General features: G+C 66.5%; 16 protein-coding genes. 12 read left to right on the top strand and 4 right to left on the bottom strand.

The window, feature by feature from the left end; translation table 11 throughout:
• Positions 1-29 precede the first annotated feature (29 nt).
• The gene (locus AC4ELH_RS00635; protein ID WP_064931210.1) at positions 30-566 is read right to left on the bottom strand and encodes a TetR/AcrR family transcriptional regulator; all 537 of its coding nucleotides are present in this window, start codon (positions 564-566) and stop codon (positions 30-32) included.
• Between the two features lie 87 nt (positions 567-653).
• Here AC4ELH_RS00635 and AC4ELH_RS00630 point away from each other — a divergent pair, with 87 nt between their 5' ends.
• On the top strand, positions 654-1,910 hold the full coding sequence (locus AC4ELH_RS00630; RefSeq protein WP_498882971.1) for a cytochrome P450: 1,257 nt from the start codon (positions 654-656) through the stop codon (positions 1,908-1,910).
• Between the two features lie 9 nt (positions 1,911-1,919).
• A complete protein-coding gene (locus AC4ELH_RS00625) occupies positions 1,920-2,111 on the top strand; it encodes a ferredoxin (RefSeq protein ID WP_448446765.1) in 192 nt (63 codons plus the stop codon).
• Between the two features lie 75 nt (positions 2,112-2,186).
• On the opposite strand, the gene AC4ELH_RS00620 is transcribed toward AC4ELH_RS00625, so the two are convergent.
• A complete protein-coding gene (locus AC4ELH_RS00620; RefSeq protein ID WP_498882970.1) occupies positions 2,187-3,416 on the bottom strand; it encodes a cytochrome P450 in 1,230 nt (409 codons plus the stop codon).
• A gap of 29 nt (positions 3,417-3,445) precedes the next feature.
• Here AC4ELH_RS00620 and AC4ELH_RS00615 point away from each other — a divergent pair, with 29 nt between their 5' ends.
• On the top strand, positions 3,446-4,354 hold the full coding sequence (locus tag AC4ELH_RS00615) for a cyclase family protein (protein WP_498882969.1): 909 nt from the start codon (positions 3,446-3,448) through the stop codon (positions 4,352-4,354).
• Positions 4,351-5,529 (top strand): alpha-hydroxy acid oxidase, encoded by a 1,179-nt coding sequence (locus AC4ELH_RS00610; RefSeq protein ID WP_498882968.1) that lies wholly within the window; start codon positions 4,351-4,353, stop codon positions 5,527-5,529. The genes AC4ELH_RS00615 and AC4ELH_RS00610 overlap by 4 nt, the downstream gene beginning before the upstream one ends.
• A 45-nt stretch (positions 5,530-5,574) precedes the next feature.
• On the opposite strand, the gene AC4ELH_RS00605 is transcribed toward AC4ELH_RS00610, so the two are convergent.
• Positions 5,575-6,396, bottom strand: coding sequence for a thioesterase family protein (locus AC4ELH_RS00605; RefSeq protein ID WP_448446757.1), 822 nt, complete (start codon positions 6,394-6,396; stop codon positions 5,575-5,577).
• A 12-nt stretch (positions 6,397-6,408) separates the two neighbouring features.
• Positions 6,409-7,269 carry an SMP-30/gluconolactonase/LRE family protein gene (locus tag AC4ELH_RS00600; protein WP_448446755.1) on the bottom strand — a complete coding sequence of 287 codons (861 nt, stop codon included), beginning with the start codon at positions 7,267-7,269 and terminating at the stop codon, positions 6,409-6,411.
• 75 nt (positions 7,270-7,344) lie between these two features.
• On the opposite strand from AC4ELH_RS00600, the gene AC4ELH_RS00595 reads away from it, so the two are divergent.
• From AC4ELH_RS00595 to AC4ELH_RS00560, 8 genes are all read left to right on the top strand, one after another.
• On the top strand, positions 7,345-8,049 hold the full coding sequence (locus tag AC4ELH_RS00595) for a hypothetical protein (protein WP_064886928.1): 705 nt from the start codon (positions 7,345-7,347) through the stop codon (positions 8,047-8,049).
• Positions 8,050-8,110: 61 nt separating this feature from the next.
• Entirely contained in the window at positions 8,111-9,286 is a 1,176-nt protein-coding gene (locus AC4ELH_RS00590; protein ID WP_064959970.1) for a cytochrome P450, read from the top strand.
• 1 nt (position 9,287) lies between these two features.
• Positions 9,288-10,256, top strand: a complete 969-nt coding sequence (locus AC4ELH_RS00585) for a zinc-binding dehydrogenase (protein ID WP_448446752.1) — start codon at positions 9,288-9,290, stop codon at positions 10,254-10,256.
• On the top strand, positions 10,253-11,065 hold the full coding sequence (locus AC4ELH_RS00580) for an HpcH/HpaI aldolase family protein (RefSeq protein ID WP_064886926.1): 813 nt from the start codon (positions 10,253-10,255) through the stop codon (positions 11,063-11,065). Before AC4ELH_RS00585 ends, AC4ELH_RS00580 begins: the two co-directional genes overlap by 4 nt.
• A 38-nt stretch (positions 11,066-11,103) precedes the next feature.
• Entirely contained in the window at positions 11,104-11,808 is a 705-nt protein-coding gene (locus AC4ELH_RS00575; RefSeq protein ID WP_448446750.1) for an SDR family NAD(P)-dependent oxidoreductase, read from the top strand.
• Entirely contained in the window at positions 11,790-13,325 is a 1,536-nt protein-coding gene (locus tag AC4ELH_RS00570; RefSeq protein ID WP_448446747.1) for a flavin-containing monooxygenase, read from the top strand. The genes AC4ELH_RS00575 and AC4ELH_RS00570 overlap by 19 nt, the downstream gene beginning before the upstream one ends.
• A 3-nt stretch (positions 13,326-13,328) precedes the next feature.
• Positions 13,329-14,252: an alpha/beta hydrolase gene (locus tag AC4ELH_RS00565; protein WP_448446745.1), complete on the top strand. Its 924-nt coding sequence runs from the start codon at positions 13,329-13,331 to the stop codon at positions 14,250-14,252.
• A gap of 176 nt (positions 14,253-14,428) precedes the next feature.
• Entirely contained in the window at positions 14,429-15,664 is a 1,236-nt protein-coding gene (locus tag AC4ELH_RS00560; RefSeq protein WP_082941885.1) for a MinD/ParA family ATP-binding protein, read from the top strand.
• Positions 15,665-15,687 lie beyond the last annotated feature (23 nt).

The following is a 15,687-nucleotide window of genomic DNA, read 5'->3' as shown; positions in this document are numbered from 1 at the left end:
AGCGTAGCGCCGGATGCGGCTTGCCCAGGTCAATGCGGGTTTCGGACACCGGCGGCATGGCGAAGCTGTGCGAGGAAATCGTCGGCGTCATCGCTGCGGACCAGGTAGTGACAGACCGCCACCCGCACCGCGGTGGCAGCGGCGATGTCGGCATCGGGCCCGGTGGTCAACCGCTGCAGGCGGTCCCGCATCAGCGGGATGACCTGGGTGAGGCGTTTGATGACGTGTTCGGGCTCGATATCGACCATGCGCAGGCCCGGGTAGGACTGCTGGTACTCGACTACGGTGCGCAGGGCGGCATCCAGGTGCTCGCCCTCGGGCAGGTCGGCGGAGGCCTGCGCCACCGTTTGTTCGTAGTACCGGCGCTCCCACACGACGAACGCGTCGAGCAGCTCCTGTTTGGAGGCGAACCAGCGGTAGAGCGTAGGCCGGGACACCCCGGCCTGCATCGCCACCTCGGACAGGCTGAGCTTGGTCATCCCGTTGGCCCCGAGCACCTCGGCGGTGGCGGCCAGGATCCGGCCGCGGGTACTGCTCTCGTCGTCGATGGACGATATTTCCGCCATGCCCACAGCTTTACAAACTATCGACGAACTGTCACGCTAATTCGTGGCGCGACACCGTGGTCGGACGCCGTGCAGGGAGGGAATACCGTGACAGTTGCCAGCTCACCGCAGGCACGCGAATACAGCCCATTCGACATCACGTCGCACGACTTCTGGAGCCAGCCGTTCGCGAAGCGCGACGAGACTTTCGCTCGGTTGCGGGCCGGTGACGGCCTGAGCTGGCATCAGCCGCTCTCGACGCTCTTCGACGTCGAAGAGCCGGGTTTCTGGGCGATCACCCGCCGGGCCGACATCCAGTTCGTGAGCCAGCACCCTGAGTTGTTCACTTCCACCAAGGGTGTGGCGCTGGATCCGATGCCGGCCGACGTACAGAAGTTCGCCACGTTCTTCCTGATGATGGATCCGCCCGAGCACACCACGTACCGCCGCCTGATCAGCTCGGCGTTCACCCCGCGGAACGTGCGCAAGATCGAGGAGCAGATTCACCGCAACGCGGTTTCCGTCGTCGACGACCTGATCGGTGCCGGCGACGTCGATTTCGTCGAGGCGTGCTCGGCGCAGCTACCGATGCGGACGATCTCCGACATGCTCGGTGTGCCCGCCGCCGACCAGCCCGCACTGGCCAAGGCGGCCGAAAAGCTCTTCAGCATGAGCGACGACGAGTACTCCTCGCTCGAGGAACGGGCGATGGCCACCATCAACGAGATCATGCTGATCTCGAACACCGGGGTCGAGCTGGCCAAATTCCGGCGGGCCAACCCCGGTGACGACCTGATGACCAGCATCGTCAACGCCGAGGTCGACGGTCACCGGCTCACCGACGAGGAGATCGGGGCATTCCTGATCCTGCTCGCCTCGGCGGGGAATGACACCACCAAGCAGACCACCACCCACGCAATGATGGCACTGGCCGCCAACCCGGACCAGAAGGATTGGCTGCTGGAGGATTTCGACAACCGGATCGGCCTGGCCACCGAGGAATTCGTTCGGTGGGCCACCCCGGTGATCCAGTTCGCGCGGCATGCCACCGAGGACGTCGAACTGGCCGGCCAGCAGATCAGGGCCGGTGACAAGGTGGGCCTGTTCTACTGTTCGGGCAACCGGGACGAGTCGGTGTTCACCGAGCCCGGCCGTTTCGACCTCAGTCGTTCGCCCAATCCGCAGGTCGGTTTCGGTGGTGGCGGCCCGCACTTCTGTCTGGGTAATCAGCTGGCCAAGACCGAGCTGCGACATCTGTTCCGTGAGTTGCTGACTCGGCTCAAGGCCGTCGAGTTCGGTGAGCCCGAACTGCTGTACAGCAGTTTCGTGCACGGCATCAAGCGCGTGCCCGCGCACATCGCGTAGGTCGCGGCCATGCGCGTGGAAGTCGATCTGGGCAAGTGCACCGGGCACGGCATCTGCGAATCGATCGCCGAGGACGTGTTCGAGGTTTCCGACGAGGGCATGGTGCACATCCACGGCAACGACCACCCCGAGAGCGACCGGGAACGATTGCAGCAAGCTGTGACTCAGTGTCCGGCTGGGGCTCTGCGGATGCAGGGCTGAATCACGTCGACCGGCCAGCTATGCGCACGATCTTCCGGAATTCGTGTCATAACTGGCCATTGGGCGACTGAATCGTCAGCCCAGCGACACAAGTACCCGGCTCGGCCCGCGCACCGTGTAGTTGGTGCCGTAGTCCAGCGGACCGGCCAGCTGCCAGTCACCCACGGTGCCGATCAGTTCCTCGAGGAAGATCTGGGCCTCCAGACGAGCCAAGTTCATCCCGAGACAACTGTGCAGGCCGAACGCGAATCCCAGGTGCGACAGCTTGCGCCTGGTGACGTCGAAGTCGTCGGGTTGCTCCCAGCGTCGCGGATCGCGATTGGCCGCGCCCAGGAGCAGGGTGATCCGTTCACCGTCGGCCATGGCAACGTCACCGACGGTCACGCCGTCACCGACCACATCGCGGAAGATGGAGTGCGACACCGTTTCCAGGCGGTGCACCTCTTCCACCGCGTCCAGCGCCAGAGTGCGATCTGCCTGTAGGGCTCGGCGCTGATCCGGATGTGTGGCCAGCGTCGCGACGATCTGAGCGAGCAGCTTGGCGGTGGTCTCGTTGCCGGCGAACACCAATTGGGTGTTGCTGGCGACGATCTCCTGCTCGGTCATGTGCTCACACGCGTATTCGTGGGCGACCATCGTCCCGATCAGATCCCAGCTGTCGTCGGCGGGGCAGCCGCGGCGGGGCAACTGCTCACGAATGTAGGAATTCAGTTGGGCGGTTGCGTGTTTCCCGGCTGCGATCAAGTCAGCTCCGTGCCCGTTCGGCATGCTGTAGCCCTCGGCGGAAGCGCCCATCGCGTCGCTCCACGCGGTGAACTGGCCGACCATCTCCGGCTCGACTGCGAGCATGTGCGCGATCACCTCCGTCGGTATGCCGCGGGTGAGCTCCGAGACCACCTCGACGGTTTCCCCGTCACGCAATCTGGCGGCGACCGGCTCCAGCCTTGACCGGACGATCTCGGTGATCACCGGGCGCAGCCGTGCCAAGGTCCTGGGGCGGAAATCGCCGGACCAGATCGACCGGATCTGATCATGGTGCGGACCGTCGTAGAACTCCATCGTCGGTCCGCCGAACACCGCGGCGTGCTCCACCTGGCCGCGTTCGGAGCCGAACCGTGAAGGTGCGCTGAGGATCTGCTTGACCAGGTCGAACTCGCCGACCATCCAGCGGTTGATCCGCTCGTTGAAGACGACTCCGCCCAGATCCCGGATCTCGCGGTACCGCTCCCACGGCTCGGCGACGAACGCCGGGTCGGTGGTGTCGAACGACAGCAGCGGAAAATGGGCGGCGACCATAGATGTCATGTTGACAATATTGTGCAATTCTGTAAAGCGTGAGTTTCAAAGACCTCGGCCGGGAACTGTCCAACTGGGGCCGATGGGGGCCCGATGATCAGATCGGCACCCTCAACCTCGTCGAGCCACGTCACGTGCAGGCCGCGGCCGGTGAAGTCCGTTCGGGCAAGGTGTTTCAGCTGAGCATCCCGGTGGGCAAGGACGGTCCCCAGAGCGGTATCGGCGGCCGGCTCAACCCGGTTCACCTGATGTCCATGCAGCCCGACGACTGGGAACCGCACGGTCTGCAAGTCGCCGACGACTGGATCATCATGCCGTTGCAGTCCGGCACCCAGTGGGACGCCCTGTCGCACGTCGCCTACGACGACAAGCTGTACAACGGCTACTCGACCGACCAGGTCCGCACCCGTGCCGGAGCCCGTCAGTTGGCTGTCGACGCCTTCACCGACAAGATCGCCGGGCGCGGGGTGCTGCTCGACATCGCCCGGTTGCACGGAGTGGACTGGCTCGAAGGCGGTACCGCGATCACCCCGGCCGATCTCGAAGCGGCCGAACAGGCGCAGAGCGTGACGGTCGGCGAGGCCGACTTCCTGCTGGTGCGCACCGGGTGGCGGGGCAGGCTGCTGGCGCAGGGCCGCGACGACTGGATGTCCACCGAGCCGGGCCTTGGCATCGACTGTGCGCGCTGGTTGCATGACCGTGGCGTCGCAGCGGTGGGCAGCGACAACTGGGCCATCGAGGTGATCCCCAGCGAGACAAGGGAGACGCTGCCGCTGCACTGCATCCTGATCCGCGACATGGGCATGCCGCTGGCCGAGATCCTCGATCTCGACGAGCTGGCCGCCGACTGTGCTGCTGACGGCCTGTGGAGTTTCCTGTTCGTGGCGCCGCCGCTGCACATCAGCAACGCGGTCGGCTCACCCGTCACGCCCATCGCGATCAAATGAGCCCGGCCTTTCAGTACCGGTTGCGCACACCGACCCCGTTGGTCACGGTCGAGGACTATCGGGACGTGGCGCGCCGGGTACTGCCGAAAATGGTGTGGGCCTACCTCGACGGCGGGGCCGAAGACGAGCGCACGTTGCGTGCCAATCGCAGCGCCTTTTCGAGTTGGTCTCTACGCCAACGGGTTCTGGCCGGGCACCCAGGCGCTGACGTGGGAGTGACGATCGACGGGCAGCGCCTCGAACTGCCAGTGGTGCTGGCCCCCACGGGACTCACCGGCCTCGCGCACTGGTCGGGTGAACTGGCCGCCGCGCAAGCCGCCGAACGTGTCGGAACCCGTCTGACGCTGTCCACGGCGTCGTCGTACTCCATCGAGGAAGTCGCGGCGGGAACCTCGGCCGACCACTGGTTCCAGCTGTATCCCTGGGGCGACGGCCCGTTCTCGGATTCGATGCTCAGCCGGGCTCGTGACTTCGGGTATCGCACCCTGGTGGTGACGGTCGACGTTCCCGTGCAGGGCAACCGGACGGGGGAGCGACGCACCGGCATGGGGCACCCGCCGATCCTCACTCCGCGCCGGATCGCCGACGCCGCGATCCGGCCGCACTGGTGGTACGGGCTGCTGCGACACCAGCGGATGACGATGCGCAGTCTCACCCATACCGCCGGAGCGAAAGGGGCGGTGGAATCCGTCAGCATCCAAAATCGCCGGATGCGGCCGGATCTCAGCTGGCGTGACGTCGCCGCGCTCCGCGAGCGCTGGGACGGGCCGTTCCTCGTCAAAGGCGTGCTGGAACCCGGCGATGCGGTGTGCGCGATCGATGACGTGGGCGCCACCGGGGTGGTGGTGTCCAATCATGGTGGGCGTCAACTCAATGGCGCGATCGCGTCGGTCGACGCGTTGCCCGACATCGCGGACGCGGTCGGCGGCCGCGCCACCGTGCTGCTGGACAGCGGCGTGCGAACCGGTAGCGACATCGTGACGGCGTTGGCTCTCGGCGCCGACGCCGTACTGATCGGCCGGCCCTACCTTTACGGACTGGCCGTTGCCGGTGGCGCGGGGGTGGGCGCAGTGCTCGACATTCTGGCTGCCGAGATCCGGTCGACGCTGACGCTGATGGGCGTGGCGAGCGTCGCCGACCTGACCCGTGACGTTCTTCGGCGAGCAGACGCGTAGGTACCCAAAAAGCGCTATTGACGGGTACTTGAGTGTCTGCTCGCGTTAGGAACGCTTGGGCGGACGCGGCCGCACCAGCACCGACTGTTGGATCGCGCCGACCGCACCGCTCTGGTCGAACAGCGTCCCGACCGTGGTGCCGATACCGTCGGGCCCATAGTTGGTGTCGGCACGGATGCCGATCCACTCGCCGTCCGGCACTCGGTGGATGTGCACGACCAGATCGGTATTGAGGAACGTCCACTTTCGGATGTCGATCTTGGAGCCGATTCCGTTGGCGTCATCGGCCACCGCGAACAGCCGCTGCAACGGCGTCATCGGCTCACCCTTGACCACGTCGACCGTCGGCTTGAGCCAGGACTCACCGGGCCCGGGGGCCTGCGGCACCGCCAGCCAGCGCCAGTCCACGCTGTGCACGTAGTTGGGCTCCCAGTTCTTGGCCATGTCGCGGCTGCGGGCCTGCTCGAGCGGTGGTAGCGGCTCGACCCCGGTGTGCGCGACCGCGGTGGTGTCCAGCCGCAACATCCGCCAACCGCTGGCCCGGGCCACCACCCGGGGATCACCATCGGGCCCGGTCGCCAGCATTTCGGCGCTGACCAGTTCGATCTGCTTGCCCGGTCGCTCCAGCTGCGCACGTACCCACAGATCACCTTCCGACGGCACGCCGCCCATCAGATCGATCGCCACCCGGCTCAACCGGGTTTCGGCACGGTGCTCACACACTTCCAGCGCCCGCACCAGCAACGCCGATACCGGGGCGCCGTGCTGGATCGCCGCCGACCAGGTGCCGCGCGCCATGTCGGTCGCGCGAAATTTCGCTCCGATCGGATCGTTCTCGTCGATCAGCTCGTAGTAAGAGTCAGACATGTCTACCTGTCGTCAGTGGTGGTGATGTGAGTCGTGATCGCCCGGAGCGGGCGTTTCGACCATCAGCGCGTCGACCCGCGACAGTTTGGTGCCGATCAGTCGCTCCGGATAGGCGTCGGTGGTGGTGACCAGAAACAGCGTGCGTCCCTCGACACCGCCGAGGGCGCACGCGATCGCGGTACGTCCGTCGGTTTCGATTCGATGCGTGATGGCCGATCCGCCGGGCGCGATGCGCTGGAACTCGTGGGCCAACGTCAATGCCGCCCACACCCCGCCCTCGACGTCGATCGCGAGACCGTCGGGAGGGCCGTCGAGCCTCTCGGCGAACACCCGCCGATCGGTGAGGCCGCCGTCGGCGCCGATGGTGAAGGCGCTCAGTCGTCGTGCGGTGGACTCCGCGACGATCAGGGTGGCGCCGTCCGGGGTGATCACCATGCCGTTGGGGAAGTCGAGATGTTCGGCGACGACAGCCGTGGTGCCGTCGGGGTCGATGCGCACGATCACCCCATCCGTACGGGCCTGCGATCCGACATAGGCCCGGCCGTGCTCATCGACCACCATGTCACCGAGGGCGGCGGGGACCAGGTCGGTCAGATCGGACAGAAGTTCGACTGCGTCGCCGTCGTAGCGCAGCACCTGGCGGCGCTCGGTCGACACGATCAGCAGGGTGCCGTCGGGCCGAAAACCCAACCCGGACGGGGAATGTCCGGGGACAGGCAGCGTGGTCATGGAGCCTGCCAGCGTGACCGTGTGCACGGCCTCGCCCAACATGTCGGAAAACCAGAGCAGACCCTCGAACCAGCGCGGGCCTTCACCAAAACAGAAACCCTGTGCCAGTTCGGTTGTCCCGGTTTGGTCGGTTCCCGCCGTCATGTTCCCGCACCTTTACAAAACACGCCTCAAGTGTCACGCTCGCAGGGTGTCACTGTCAACCACCGGAGCGTCGTGATGAAGAAGTTCTACGGCCACACGCTGCTGTACTTGCACGAGACCATCGACCTTGGGTCCGGTCGAACCGATCGGTTCACAGAAATCTTCGGTGAGGTCTATCAGCCGATGATGGAGGACCTCGGAGCCCGGCTGTTCTCGATCTGGGAAACCACGCCCTACAACGGGCACTGGCCGCAGGTGACGATCATCTGGGAGATCGACGCATTCGCCGACTACGCCCGGATCGGCAAGGCGCAGGCGGTCGGCGGCAGCCACGAGAAGCCCGCACTGCAGTGGGCGTCCTACCTGTCCGAGATCGGGGCCCGTGGTGAGGGCCGAATCATGTACGCCGGCAAGTACAACCGGACACTCGCACAGTTGCGAGAGGCGAACTTCGGTGCGGGCCTGGTGATCCAGGAGATCATGGAGACCAAGCCCGGACGTCAGGACGACTACATCCGGGAACTCGAGCGGCTGTATGTGCCGTGGTCGGAAAGCACCGGCAAGCGTTGGCTGGGTTCGTTCATCACCACCTTCCGGTTCAACGAGGTGATCCACTACTGGGCACTCGACGACGACTGGGACTGCTTCGAGAACCACTACCCGTCGTGGAAGGGCAATCCGCCCGCGGAGATCGTCACCTGGATGAGCGTGGCGCCCGCGCTTCGCGACGGCTGGGAAGATTCCATTCTTTCAGCCCTGCCGCCGTCGCCGCTGAAGTAGGACTGCCGTGAATCAGCCCGTGCTGCAGGATTTCACCTACGATCCGTTCGATCCGGACGTGATGGCCAACCCGCTGCCGTACTACCGGATCCTGCGCGACGAGTACCCGGTGTACTACATCGACAAATGGGACACCTACGCGCTGTCCCGGTTCGACGACATCTGGAACGTGCTCGGACTCAACGACGGGACCTTCGTCGCCTCGGAGGGGACCCTGCCGGCCGCGAACGTGCTGGCGAACCGCAACGACGGCCCGGTGCCCGATCCGCCGCTTCATCCCATGCCCTTCCACGCCAACTTCGATTCCCCGCTCTACGAGAATGTGCGGCGGTGCACCTCGGCGCAGTTTCGGCCGCGGTCGGCGGCCAAGCTGGCCGAGAGGATCCGAACGTTGGCCAACGAGCGCCTGGACGAGTTGCTGCCACGCGGCACCTTCGACCTCACGCAGGATTACGGTGGCATCGTCGCCGCCGCGATGGTGTGCGAGTTCGTCGGACTGCCAGTCGATCTCGCGCCGGAGGTGCTGGCCACGGTCAACGCGGGCAGCCTCGCGCAACCCGGGGAGGGGGTGGAGGTGGGCAACGCCCGCCCCGGCTACCTGTCCTACCTCACCCCGATCATCGAGCGGCGGCGCGCAGCCGGTCACGACGGCAGCGTGCCGATCGCCGATGCCCTGATCGACTTCCGGCTGCCGGATGGATCGGCGTTCGGGGACATGGAAGCCGCTGTGCAGATGCTCGGCGTGTTCATCGGCGGCACCGAGACGGTTCCGAAGATCACTGCGACCGGGCTGTGGCAATTGCTCCGGCACCCCGACCAGTTGGCCGCGGTACGTTCCGATCTGGACGCCAACGTGCCGGTCGCCCGCGAGGAGATCATCCGGCACAGCGCCCCGGCGCAGTGGTTCGCCCGGACGGTGCGGCGGCCGTACACCGTTCACGGCACCACCATCAATCCCGGGCAACGGGTCATCACACTGCTGGCGTCGGCCGCCCGAGACGAACGGGAGTACGAAAATCCGGACGATTTCGTGTGGAACCGGCCCATCGAACGGCTGTTGTCGTTCGGCCACGGGCAGCATTTCTGCCTCGGCGTACACGTGGCCCGGCTGGAGATCACCATCATGATCCAGGAATTCCTCAAGCGCGTGCCTGATTACCGCATCGACGAGGCCTCGGCATCCCGGCCGCCGTCGAGTTTCCAGTGGGGCTGGAACAACATTCCCGTGGAGGTGTGACGTGTGGTCGTATCGACTCGTCGCTCCATTTACGTTCGAGCGGCAAGAGGTTTCAGAACCATCGCCGGAATCTTTGGCCGACGGCCAGGTACTACTCGACTTCCTGGCCGCCGGTATCTGTGGCAGCGATCTCCCGGGATTCCGTGGAACCCAAGGCAAGCTGCCGGGGGACACCGGATGCTGCGCGGCGGAGATGAACGGCTTCCCCATCCACGAGATCGTGGGCGAGGTACTGGCCAGCCGCCATCCGGACCACCGGCCGGGCGAGCGGGTGGTGGGGTGGGCGTCGGGTTTCGACGGTCTGATGGGCCGCGTGATCGCCGACGGAGCCGGGCTGGTCTCCTACGATCCAGCGCTGACGCCGGAACAGGCCGTCGGCCTGCAGCCGCTGGCGTGTGTCCTCTACGCCGTCGAACAACTGCCGGTTCTGGAAGGCCGTCACGTCGCGATAATCGGACAGGGCTCGATCGGCTTGTTGTTCTCCTATGTGGCAAAGGCTTTCGGTGCCGCACGGGTTACCGGGGTGGATCCGGTGGATCGTTCTTCGGTGAGCGCCCAGTTCGGGGTTGACGACGCGGTCCGGGCCACCAGTGACCGTTGGGTCCGACATCTGGAACACGCGGACAAGCCCGATGTCGTCATCGAGGCGGTCGGGCACCAGGTCGCCACGCTCAACCACGCGTTGGAAGCCGCCGCGTTCGGGGGCACGGTGTTCTACTTCGGGGTGCCCGACGACGACAGCTATCCGATCAGCATGCGCACGATGTTGCGGAACAACCTCACCCTGAAATCTGGTGTGACACTGGACCGTCAGCGCGTGCTGCGCCGGGCCGACGAGTTTGCCAGGGAGCATCCCGACCTCTTGCCCAGCTACGTGACCCACACTTTCGGCTCGGACGATGTGCAGGCGGCATTCGAACTGGCCTGTCGTCCGGTGCCCGGGCGCGTCAAGATTGCGATCACCCGATGAACCCCAGTCGCCTGCAGGACGCGTTGGCATCCAACTCCCAGGTCTGGGGTGGATGGGTGGTCGGGCCGACGATCCTCGGGCCCGAGGAGTTCGCCGCGGCGGGATACCACTACGTCGGATTCGACGTTCAGCATGGGTATCTCGACGATGCGGACGTGGCGCTGCTGTTGCGGCGCCTGGAGCACGTGCCGATCGCCACCGCCGTGCGCCTGCCCTCGGCCGATCCCGCACCGATCGGCCGGGTGCTCGACGCCGGCGCTGACGCGGTGATCATCGCGATGGTGGAATCGGCCGAGCAGGCCGCCTCGGCGGTGGCGGCTACGCGATATGCGCCCGCCGGGATACGCAGCTTCGGGCCGTTGCGTGCTGGTCTGGGACACGACACCGCAGCGCTGGAAGCCCGGGTGAGTGTGTTCGCGATGATCGAGACCGCGCGGGGTCTGGCTGCTGCCGACGAGATCTGCGCGGTGCCCGGCCTCACCGGGATCTACGTCGGCCCGGCTGATCTGGCCATCTCGATGGGTTACCAACTGTCCGATGCCTGGACGCATCCCGAGGTGCGGGCGGCGATGGTCGCGATCCGGACTGCCGCCCATGCGGCCGGACTGGTCTCCGGGATCCATGCCGGCGCAGGAAAACTCGGAAAGGCCATGGCCGACTTGGGGTTCCAGATGATCACGCTGGCCTCGGAATCGCAGGCGCTGCGCCGGGGTGCCACCGAACACCTCAACGAGGCAACAGGAAATACCGACGGTCCGTCTGCCCCCGCGCAAGCCGCGACCGGCACCGAACGAGGAGGCTACAACTGAACGCAGGACCACAGCCCGGCCGCACCCGGGTGGCCTTGGTGACCGGAGCTGCCCGGGGCCAGGGCGCGGCCATCGTGCGCAGGCTGGTGACCGACGGCTACCGGGTGACCGCGGGGGATCATCTGATCGACGAACTCACCCCTACTACAATGGAGTTCGGCGACGATGTGTTGGCTGTCGAGCTCGACGTGACATCGTCAGAGCACTGGCAAGCTGCCGTATCGGCCACCGTGGCCCGATTTGGTGGGCTCAACGCACTGGTGAACAACGCCGGTGTGCTGCACAGTGCCTCGATCGCCGAGGAAACCCCGAGCGGTTTCGAGGGCTTGTGGCGAGTGAACTGCCTGGGGCCGTTCCTGGGACTGCAGGCAGCGCTCGAGCCGCTGCGGCGCGCGGACAACGCCGCGGTGGTGAACACCTGCAGCACCGGCGCGATCCGCCCGTTTCCGCACCACGCGGCCTACGGTTCGTCGAAGTGGGCACTGCGCGGCCTCACGCAGGTGGCGGCCGCCGAACTCGGCCGTCACGGGATCCGGGTCAACTCGATCTTTCCCGGCCCCGTCGAGACGCCGATGCTCGACGAGTCCACCCAGGCCCGGCTGGCGGAGCGGGCCACGTTGGGGCGGCTGGGCAAGCCGAGCGAGATGGCCGACGCGGTGGCGTTCCTATTGTCCGACCAGGCGGCGTTCATCACCGGTTCGGAGCTCGTCATCGACGGCGGCCAATGTCTGCAGATCGGATGACGCAGGTGCCCGGTTCAAGACTGTCAGTCGGGATCATCGGTGCCGGTCCGGGTGGGCTGGCGCTCGGAATCTTCCTGAAGAAGGCGGGTTTCGACGATTTCACGATCTTCGACCGCGAGGACGGGGTCGGCGGAACCTGGCGGATCAACACGTACCCAGGTCTGGCCTGCGACGTGAAGTCGCACCTCTACTCGTATTCGTTTGATCTCAATGCCGGCTGGAGCCGGCTGTGGGCGGGGCAACCGGAGATCCTCGAGTACTTCGAGCGCTGCGCCGAGCGCTACCGGTTGGGTCCGCATCTGCAGCTGAACACCGAGGTCACCTCGGCGCGGTGGAATGTCGACACCAACAGTTGGCTGTTGACCACGGCCTCGGGAGGGCAGCACCGCTTCGACATCGTGGTGTCCGCCATCGGACTGTTCACCCAGCCGCTGCAACCGGATCTGGTGGCCGAGGAGCCGTTCACCGGCACCGTCATGCACACCGCTGAATGGGATCACAGCGTGGCGCTCGACGGTGCCAGGGTAGCCGTTCTCGGCACCGGATCGACTGCTTCCCAAGTGGTTCCGGAACTGGCGAAGGTGGCCGACAAGGTGTACTCGGTGCAACGTTCGGCGACCTGGGTGCTGCCCAAGCCCGACCGCCCGTACACCGACCGGGAACGCTGGCTGTTCGCGCATGTGCCGTTCGCGAAGAAGATCTACCGGACCCGGCTGTGGCTGCGCAGTGAATCCAACATCGCGGTCATCGAGAACGGCAGCGACAAGACCCAAGAGTTCAAGGCGATTGCACTCAACCTCCTCGAATCGACCGTCGCCGACGAGGAATTGCGCGCCCGGCTCACCCCGGATCACCCGCTGGGGTGCAAGAGACTGGTGTTCTCCCCGGATTTCATCGCGGCGTTAACCAAGCCCAACGTCGAGGTGGTGTCCAGCCCGGCTCGTGCGCTGCGGGCCCGGTCCCTGGTCACCGAGGACGGCCGGGAACTCGACGTCGATGTCGTGGTGTGCGCCACCGGTTATGCGGCGGCCGATTACCTGGGTGAGATCGAGGTGACCGGTGAAGGCGGGGCGTCGCTGCACGACACCTGGAGTGACGGGGCATTCGCCTACCTGGGCATGACGGTGCCGGGCTTCCCGAATTTCTTCATGCTGTACGGGCCGAACACCAATGTCGGCTCCAACAGCGTCATCTTCATCCTCGAGGCGCAGGCCCGCTACGTGGTGCGGGCCCTGAAACACCTTCGGCGCAAACGTAAGTCCTATGTGGCGGTGCGTCCCGGCGCGATGGCCGCGTTTCTCGCCGACATCGACCGGTGGATGCAGGGCACCGTGTGGCTGACCCGGTGCAGCAGTTACTTCCGGGCCCCGAGCGGCCGGGTGGTCACCCAGTGGCCGCGCAGCGCCCGAGCTTTCTGGTCGATGACCCGCCGGTTCCGGTCCGCGGACTACACTTTCGAACCGCCCATCAACTACCCGGCCCGGGTCCCCGCGGCCGCCGATCGGACGGACGGCTGAGCCATGGCCTGGCTGGAGCGCCTCGACCCCGCGTTACACGGGTTTGCCGAGGCCCGGACCGACCTGAGCGCCGAGCAGTTGGGCGTGGTGCGTACCTCGCTGGATCAGCGTCGGCGGGACGCTGCGCAGGTGCTGGACACCCCCGGTGTGGAGATCGTCGGGGCCCGCGTCGCACTCGGGCGGCGCACCATCCCGGTTCGCATCTACCGCGGTGGACCGTCGCCGTCGCCGGTGGTCGTCTACTGCCATTCGGGTGCCTTCGTCCTCGGCAATCTCGACACCGACCAGATCCAATGCGTGGAGTTGGCCAGGCGGGCCAGGTGCACGGTGATCGCGATGGATTATCGGCTGGCGCCCGAGTATCCGTATCCGGCCGCTTTCGACGATGCGATGGTGGTGCTCAACTGGGCAGCCACGCTGGCCGGGGAACTCGACATCGATGCCGGCCGCATCGCAGTTGCCGGCACCAGCGCCGGCGGCGCGCTGGCCGCGCTGCTGGCCCAGCACTCCGCAGCCGGTTCCGCTCCACCGATCGTGTTCCAGGCGATGCATCAGCCCGTGCTCGATGACCGGCCCACCCGTTCCAAGCAGGAATTCTCCGACACCCCGGGCTTCGACGGCCCGGCAACGGTGGCGATGTGGCGGCACTATGCGGGCGCGAGGGACGTTCCGGAGGCGGCGGTGCCCGCCCGGGCCGCCACCCTGGCCGGTGTGGCGCCGGCACTGATCACCTGCTCGGAACTCGATCCGCTGCGCGACGAGGCACTCGACTATGCGCGCAGGCTGCTCGCCGACGGCGTTGCCACCGAACTGCATCTGTTTCCCGGGACGTGCCACGGGTTCGATTCGTTGCTTCCCGAGTGGGAGGTCAGCCACCAGCTTTTCGCACTACAAGGTGCGGCGATGCGCCGCGCCCTGCACGGATGACGCGGTAGCTGGCCAGCACGGCGGTGGTTGCGATCGACGTTGTGGGCAATAATGCAGGTCTGTTCTATCCGGATTTCGCACGGACAAATCTGTGCGGCCGGTGCGACGATGGCTACGGCACGCCTGAGGGGTCAACCCGGGTACGTCGGGAGCGAGTAAGCGATTGAGAGGTAACTATGTCGGCCGACGACGACCGGCTCATGTACTCCGGCGACGCCAAACACGCCAGGGAACCTCTGGGATACGGCGGACTTGACGCCCTGCTGGGCGGACCGGTCGCGGCCCTGCCGAGCGGACGGTCCCGCCACGGCGACGCCAGGGTATCGACTCCTCCCATCGTTCTGACCTCGAATTTCGCCGCTCCCCGCGAATCGGAGATCACCACCAAGCTCCCGCCGGTCCCCGGCCGCCCGATCAGCGGGTCGTCCTCGGCCGGGAGCTGGATCCTGGAACAACCGGTCCCGGCGGCCGCTCCGGGCGAGCCCCGCGCCATCGACAACCTCTCCCGCGTCGGCGTGCGCTCCTCGGTCAAGATGCAGCCGCGGCGCGGCTGGCGGCGGGCGGTCTATGTCACGACTCGCCTCAACCTGGGGTTGTCCCGCGACGAGCTGTACGAACTGGACCTCTACGCCAGGGTGCGCCGCACCGCCCGTGAGTCCCACCAGATCGGTGTCTTCGGCCTGAAGGGCGGCGTGGGCAAGACCACCGTCACCGTGGCGCTCGGATCGGTGCTGAGCGCGGTTCGGGGTGACCGGATCCTCGCCGTCGACGCCGACCCGGCCGGCGGCAATCTGGCCGACCGGGCAGGACGGCAGTCCGCGGCGACGGTGAGCGATCTCCTGGCCGCCAAGGACCTGTCGCGTTACAACGACGTCCGGGCCTACACCAGCATGAACGAGTCGAAGCTGGAAGTGCTGTCCAGCGATGAGTACAGCGGTGCCAGTCGGGCCTTCAACGACGCCGACTGGAATGCGGCCACCGCCGCTGTCTCGAAGCACTACAACCTGGTGCTGGCCGACTGCGCGGCCGACATGTTCGCGCCGGCCGGCCGCGGCGTGTTGGCGACGGTTTCCAGTGCGGTCATCGTGGCCAGTGCCTCGATCGACGGTGCCCGCCAGGCCGCGGTGACCATGGACTGGTTGCGTCACAACGGGTACCAGGACCTGCTCAACCGCTCCTGCGTGGTGGTCAACCACGTCGGGCCCCGTAAACCCAACGTGAACACCGGCGACCTGGTGCACCAGTTCCAGAAGCATGTGGCTCCGGGCCGGGTGTTCGTGCTGCCGTGGGACAAACACATCGCCGCGGGCACCGAGATCCATTTCGATCTGCTGCGGCCGGCGTTCCGGCGCCGCACCCTGCAGTTGGCGGCGGCGCTGTCCGACGATTTCGAGGGCGGTGCGGGCGTCTGATCCGCGTCTCAGCCGTGCCGGCT

This window comes from Mycobacterium shunyiense (assembly GCF_058270075.1).
This window is presented reverse-complemented; position numbering and strand designations above follow the sequence as displayed.

Excerpts from the sequence above, each read along its gene's own strand:
- AC4ELH_RS00635 (WP_064931210.1), bottom strand. The coding sequence starts at position 566 with ATGGCGGAAATATCGTCCATCGACGACGAGAGCAGTACCCGCGGCCGG.
- AC4ELH_RS00625 (WP_448446765.1), top strand. The coding sequence starts at position 1,920 with ATGCGCGTGGAAGTCGATCTGGGCAAGTGCACCGGGCACGGCATCTGC.
- AC4ELH_RS00620 (WP_498882970.1), bottom strand. The coding sequence starts at position 3,416 with ATGACATCTATGGTCGCCGCCCATTTTCCGCTGCTGTCGTTCGACACC.
- AC4ELH_RS00610 (WP_498882968.1), top strand. The coding sequence starts at position 4,351 with ATGAGCCCGGCCTTTCAGTACCGGTTGCGCACACCGACCCCGTTGGTC.
- AC4ELH_RS00605 (WP_448446757.1), bottom strand. The coding sequence starts at position 6,396 with ATGTCTGACTCTTACTACGAGCTGATCGACGAGAACGATCCGATCGGA.
- AC4ELH_RS00600 (WP_448446755.1), bottom strand. The coding sequence starts at position 7,269 with ATGACGGCGGGAACCGACCAAACCGGGACAACCGAACTGGCACAGGGT.
- AC4ELH_RS00595 (WP_064886928.1), top strand. The coding sequence starts at position 7,345 with ATGAAGAAGTTCTACGGCCACACGCTGCTGTACTTGCACGAGACCATC.
- AC4ELH_RS00590 (WP_064959970.1), top strand. The coding sequence starts at position 8,111 with ATGGCCAACCCGCTGCCGTACTACCGGATCCTGCGCGACGAGTACCCG.
- AC4ELH_RS00580 (WP_064886926.1), top strand. The coding sequence starts at position 10,253 with ATGAACCCCAGTCGCCTGCAGGACGCGTTGGCATCCAACTCCCAGGTC.
- AC4ELH_RS00570 (WP_448446747.1), top strand. The coding sequence starts at position 11,790 with ATGTCTGCAGATCGGATGACGCAGGTGCCCGGTTCAAGACTGTCAGTC.
- AC4ELH_RS00565 (WP_448446745.1), top strand. The coding sequence starts at position 13,329 with ATGGCCTGGCTGGAGCGCCTCGACCCCGCGTTACACGGGTTTGCCGAG.
- AC4ELH_RS00560 (WP_082941885.1), top strand. The coding sequence starts at position 14,429 with ATGTCGGCCGACGACGACCGGCTCATGTACTCCGGCGACGCCAAACAC.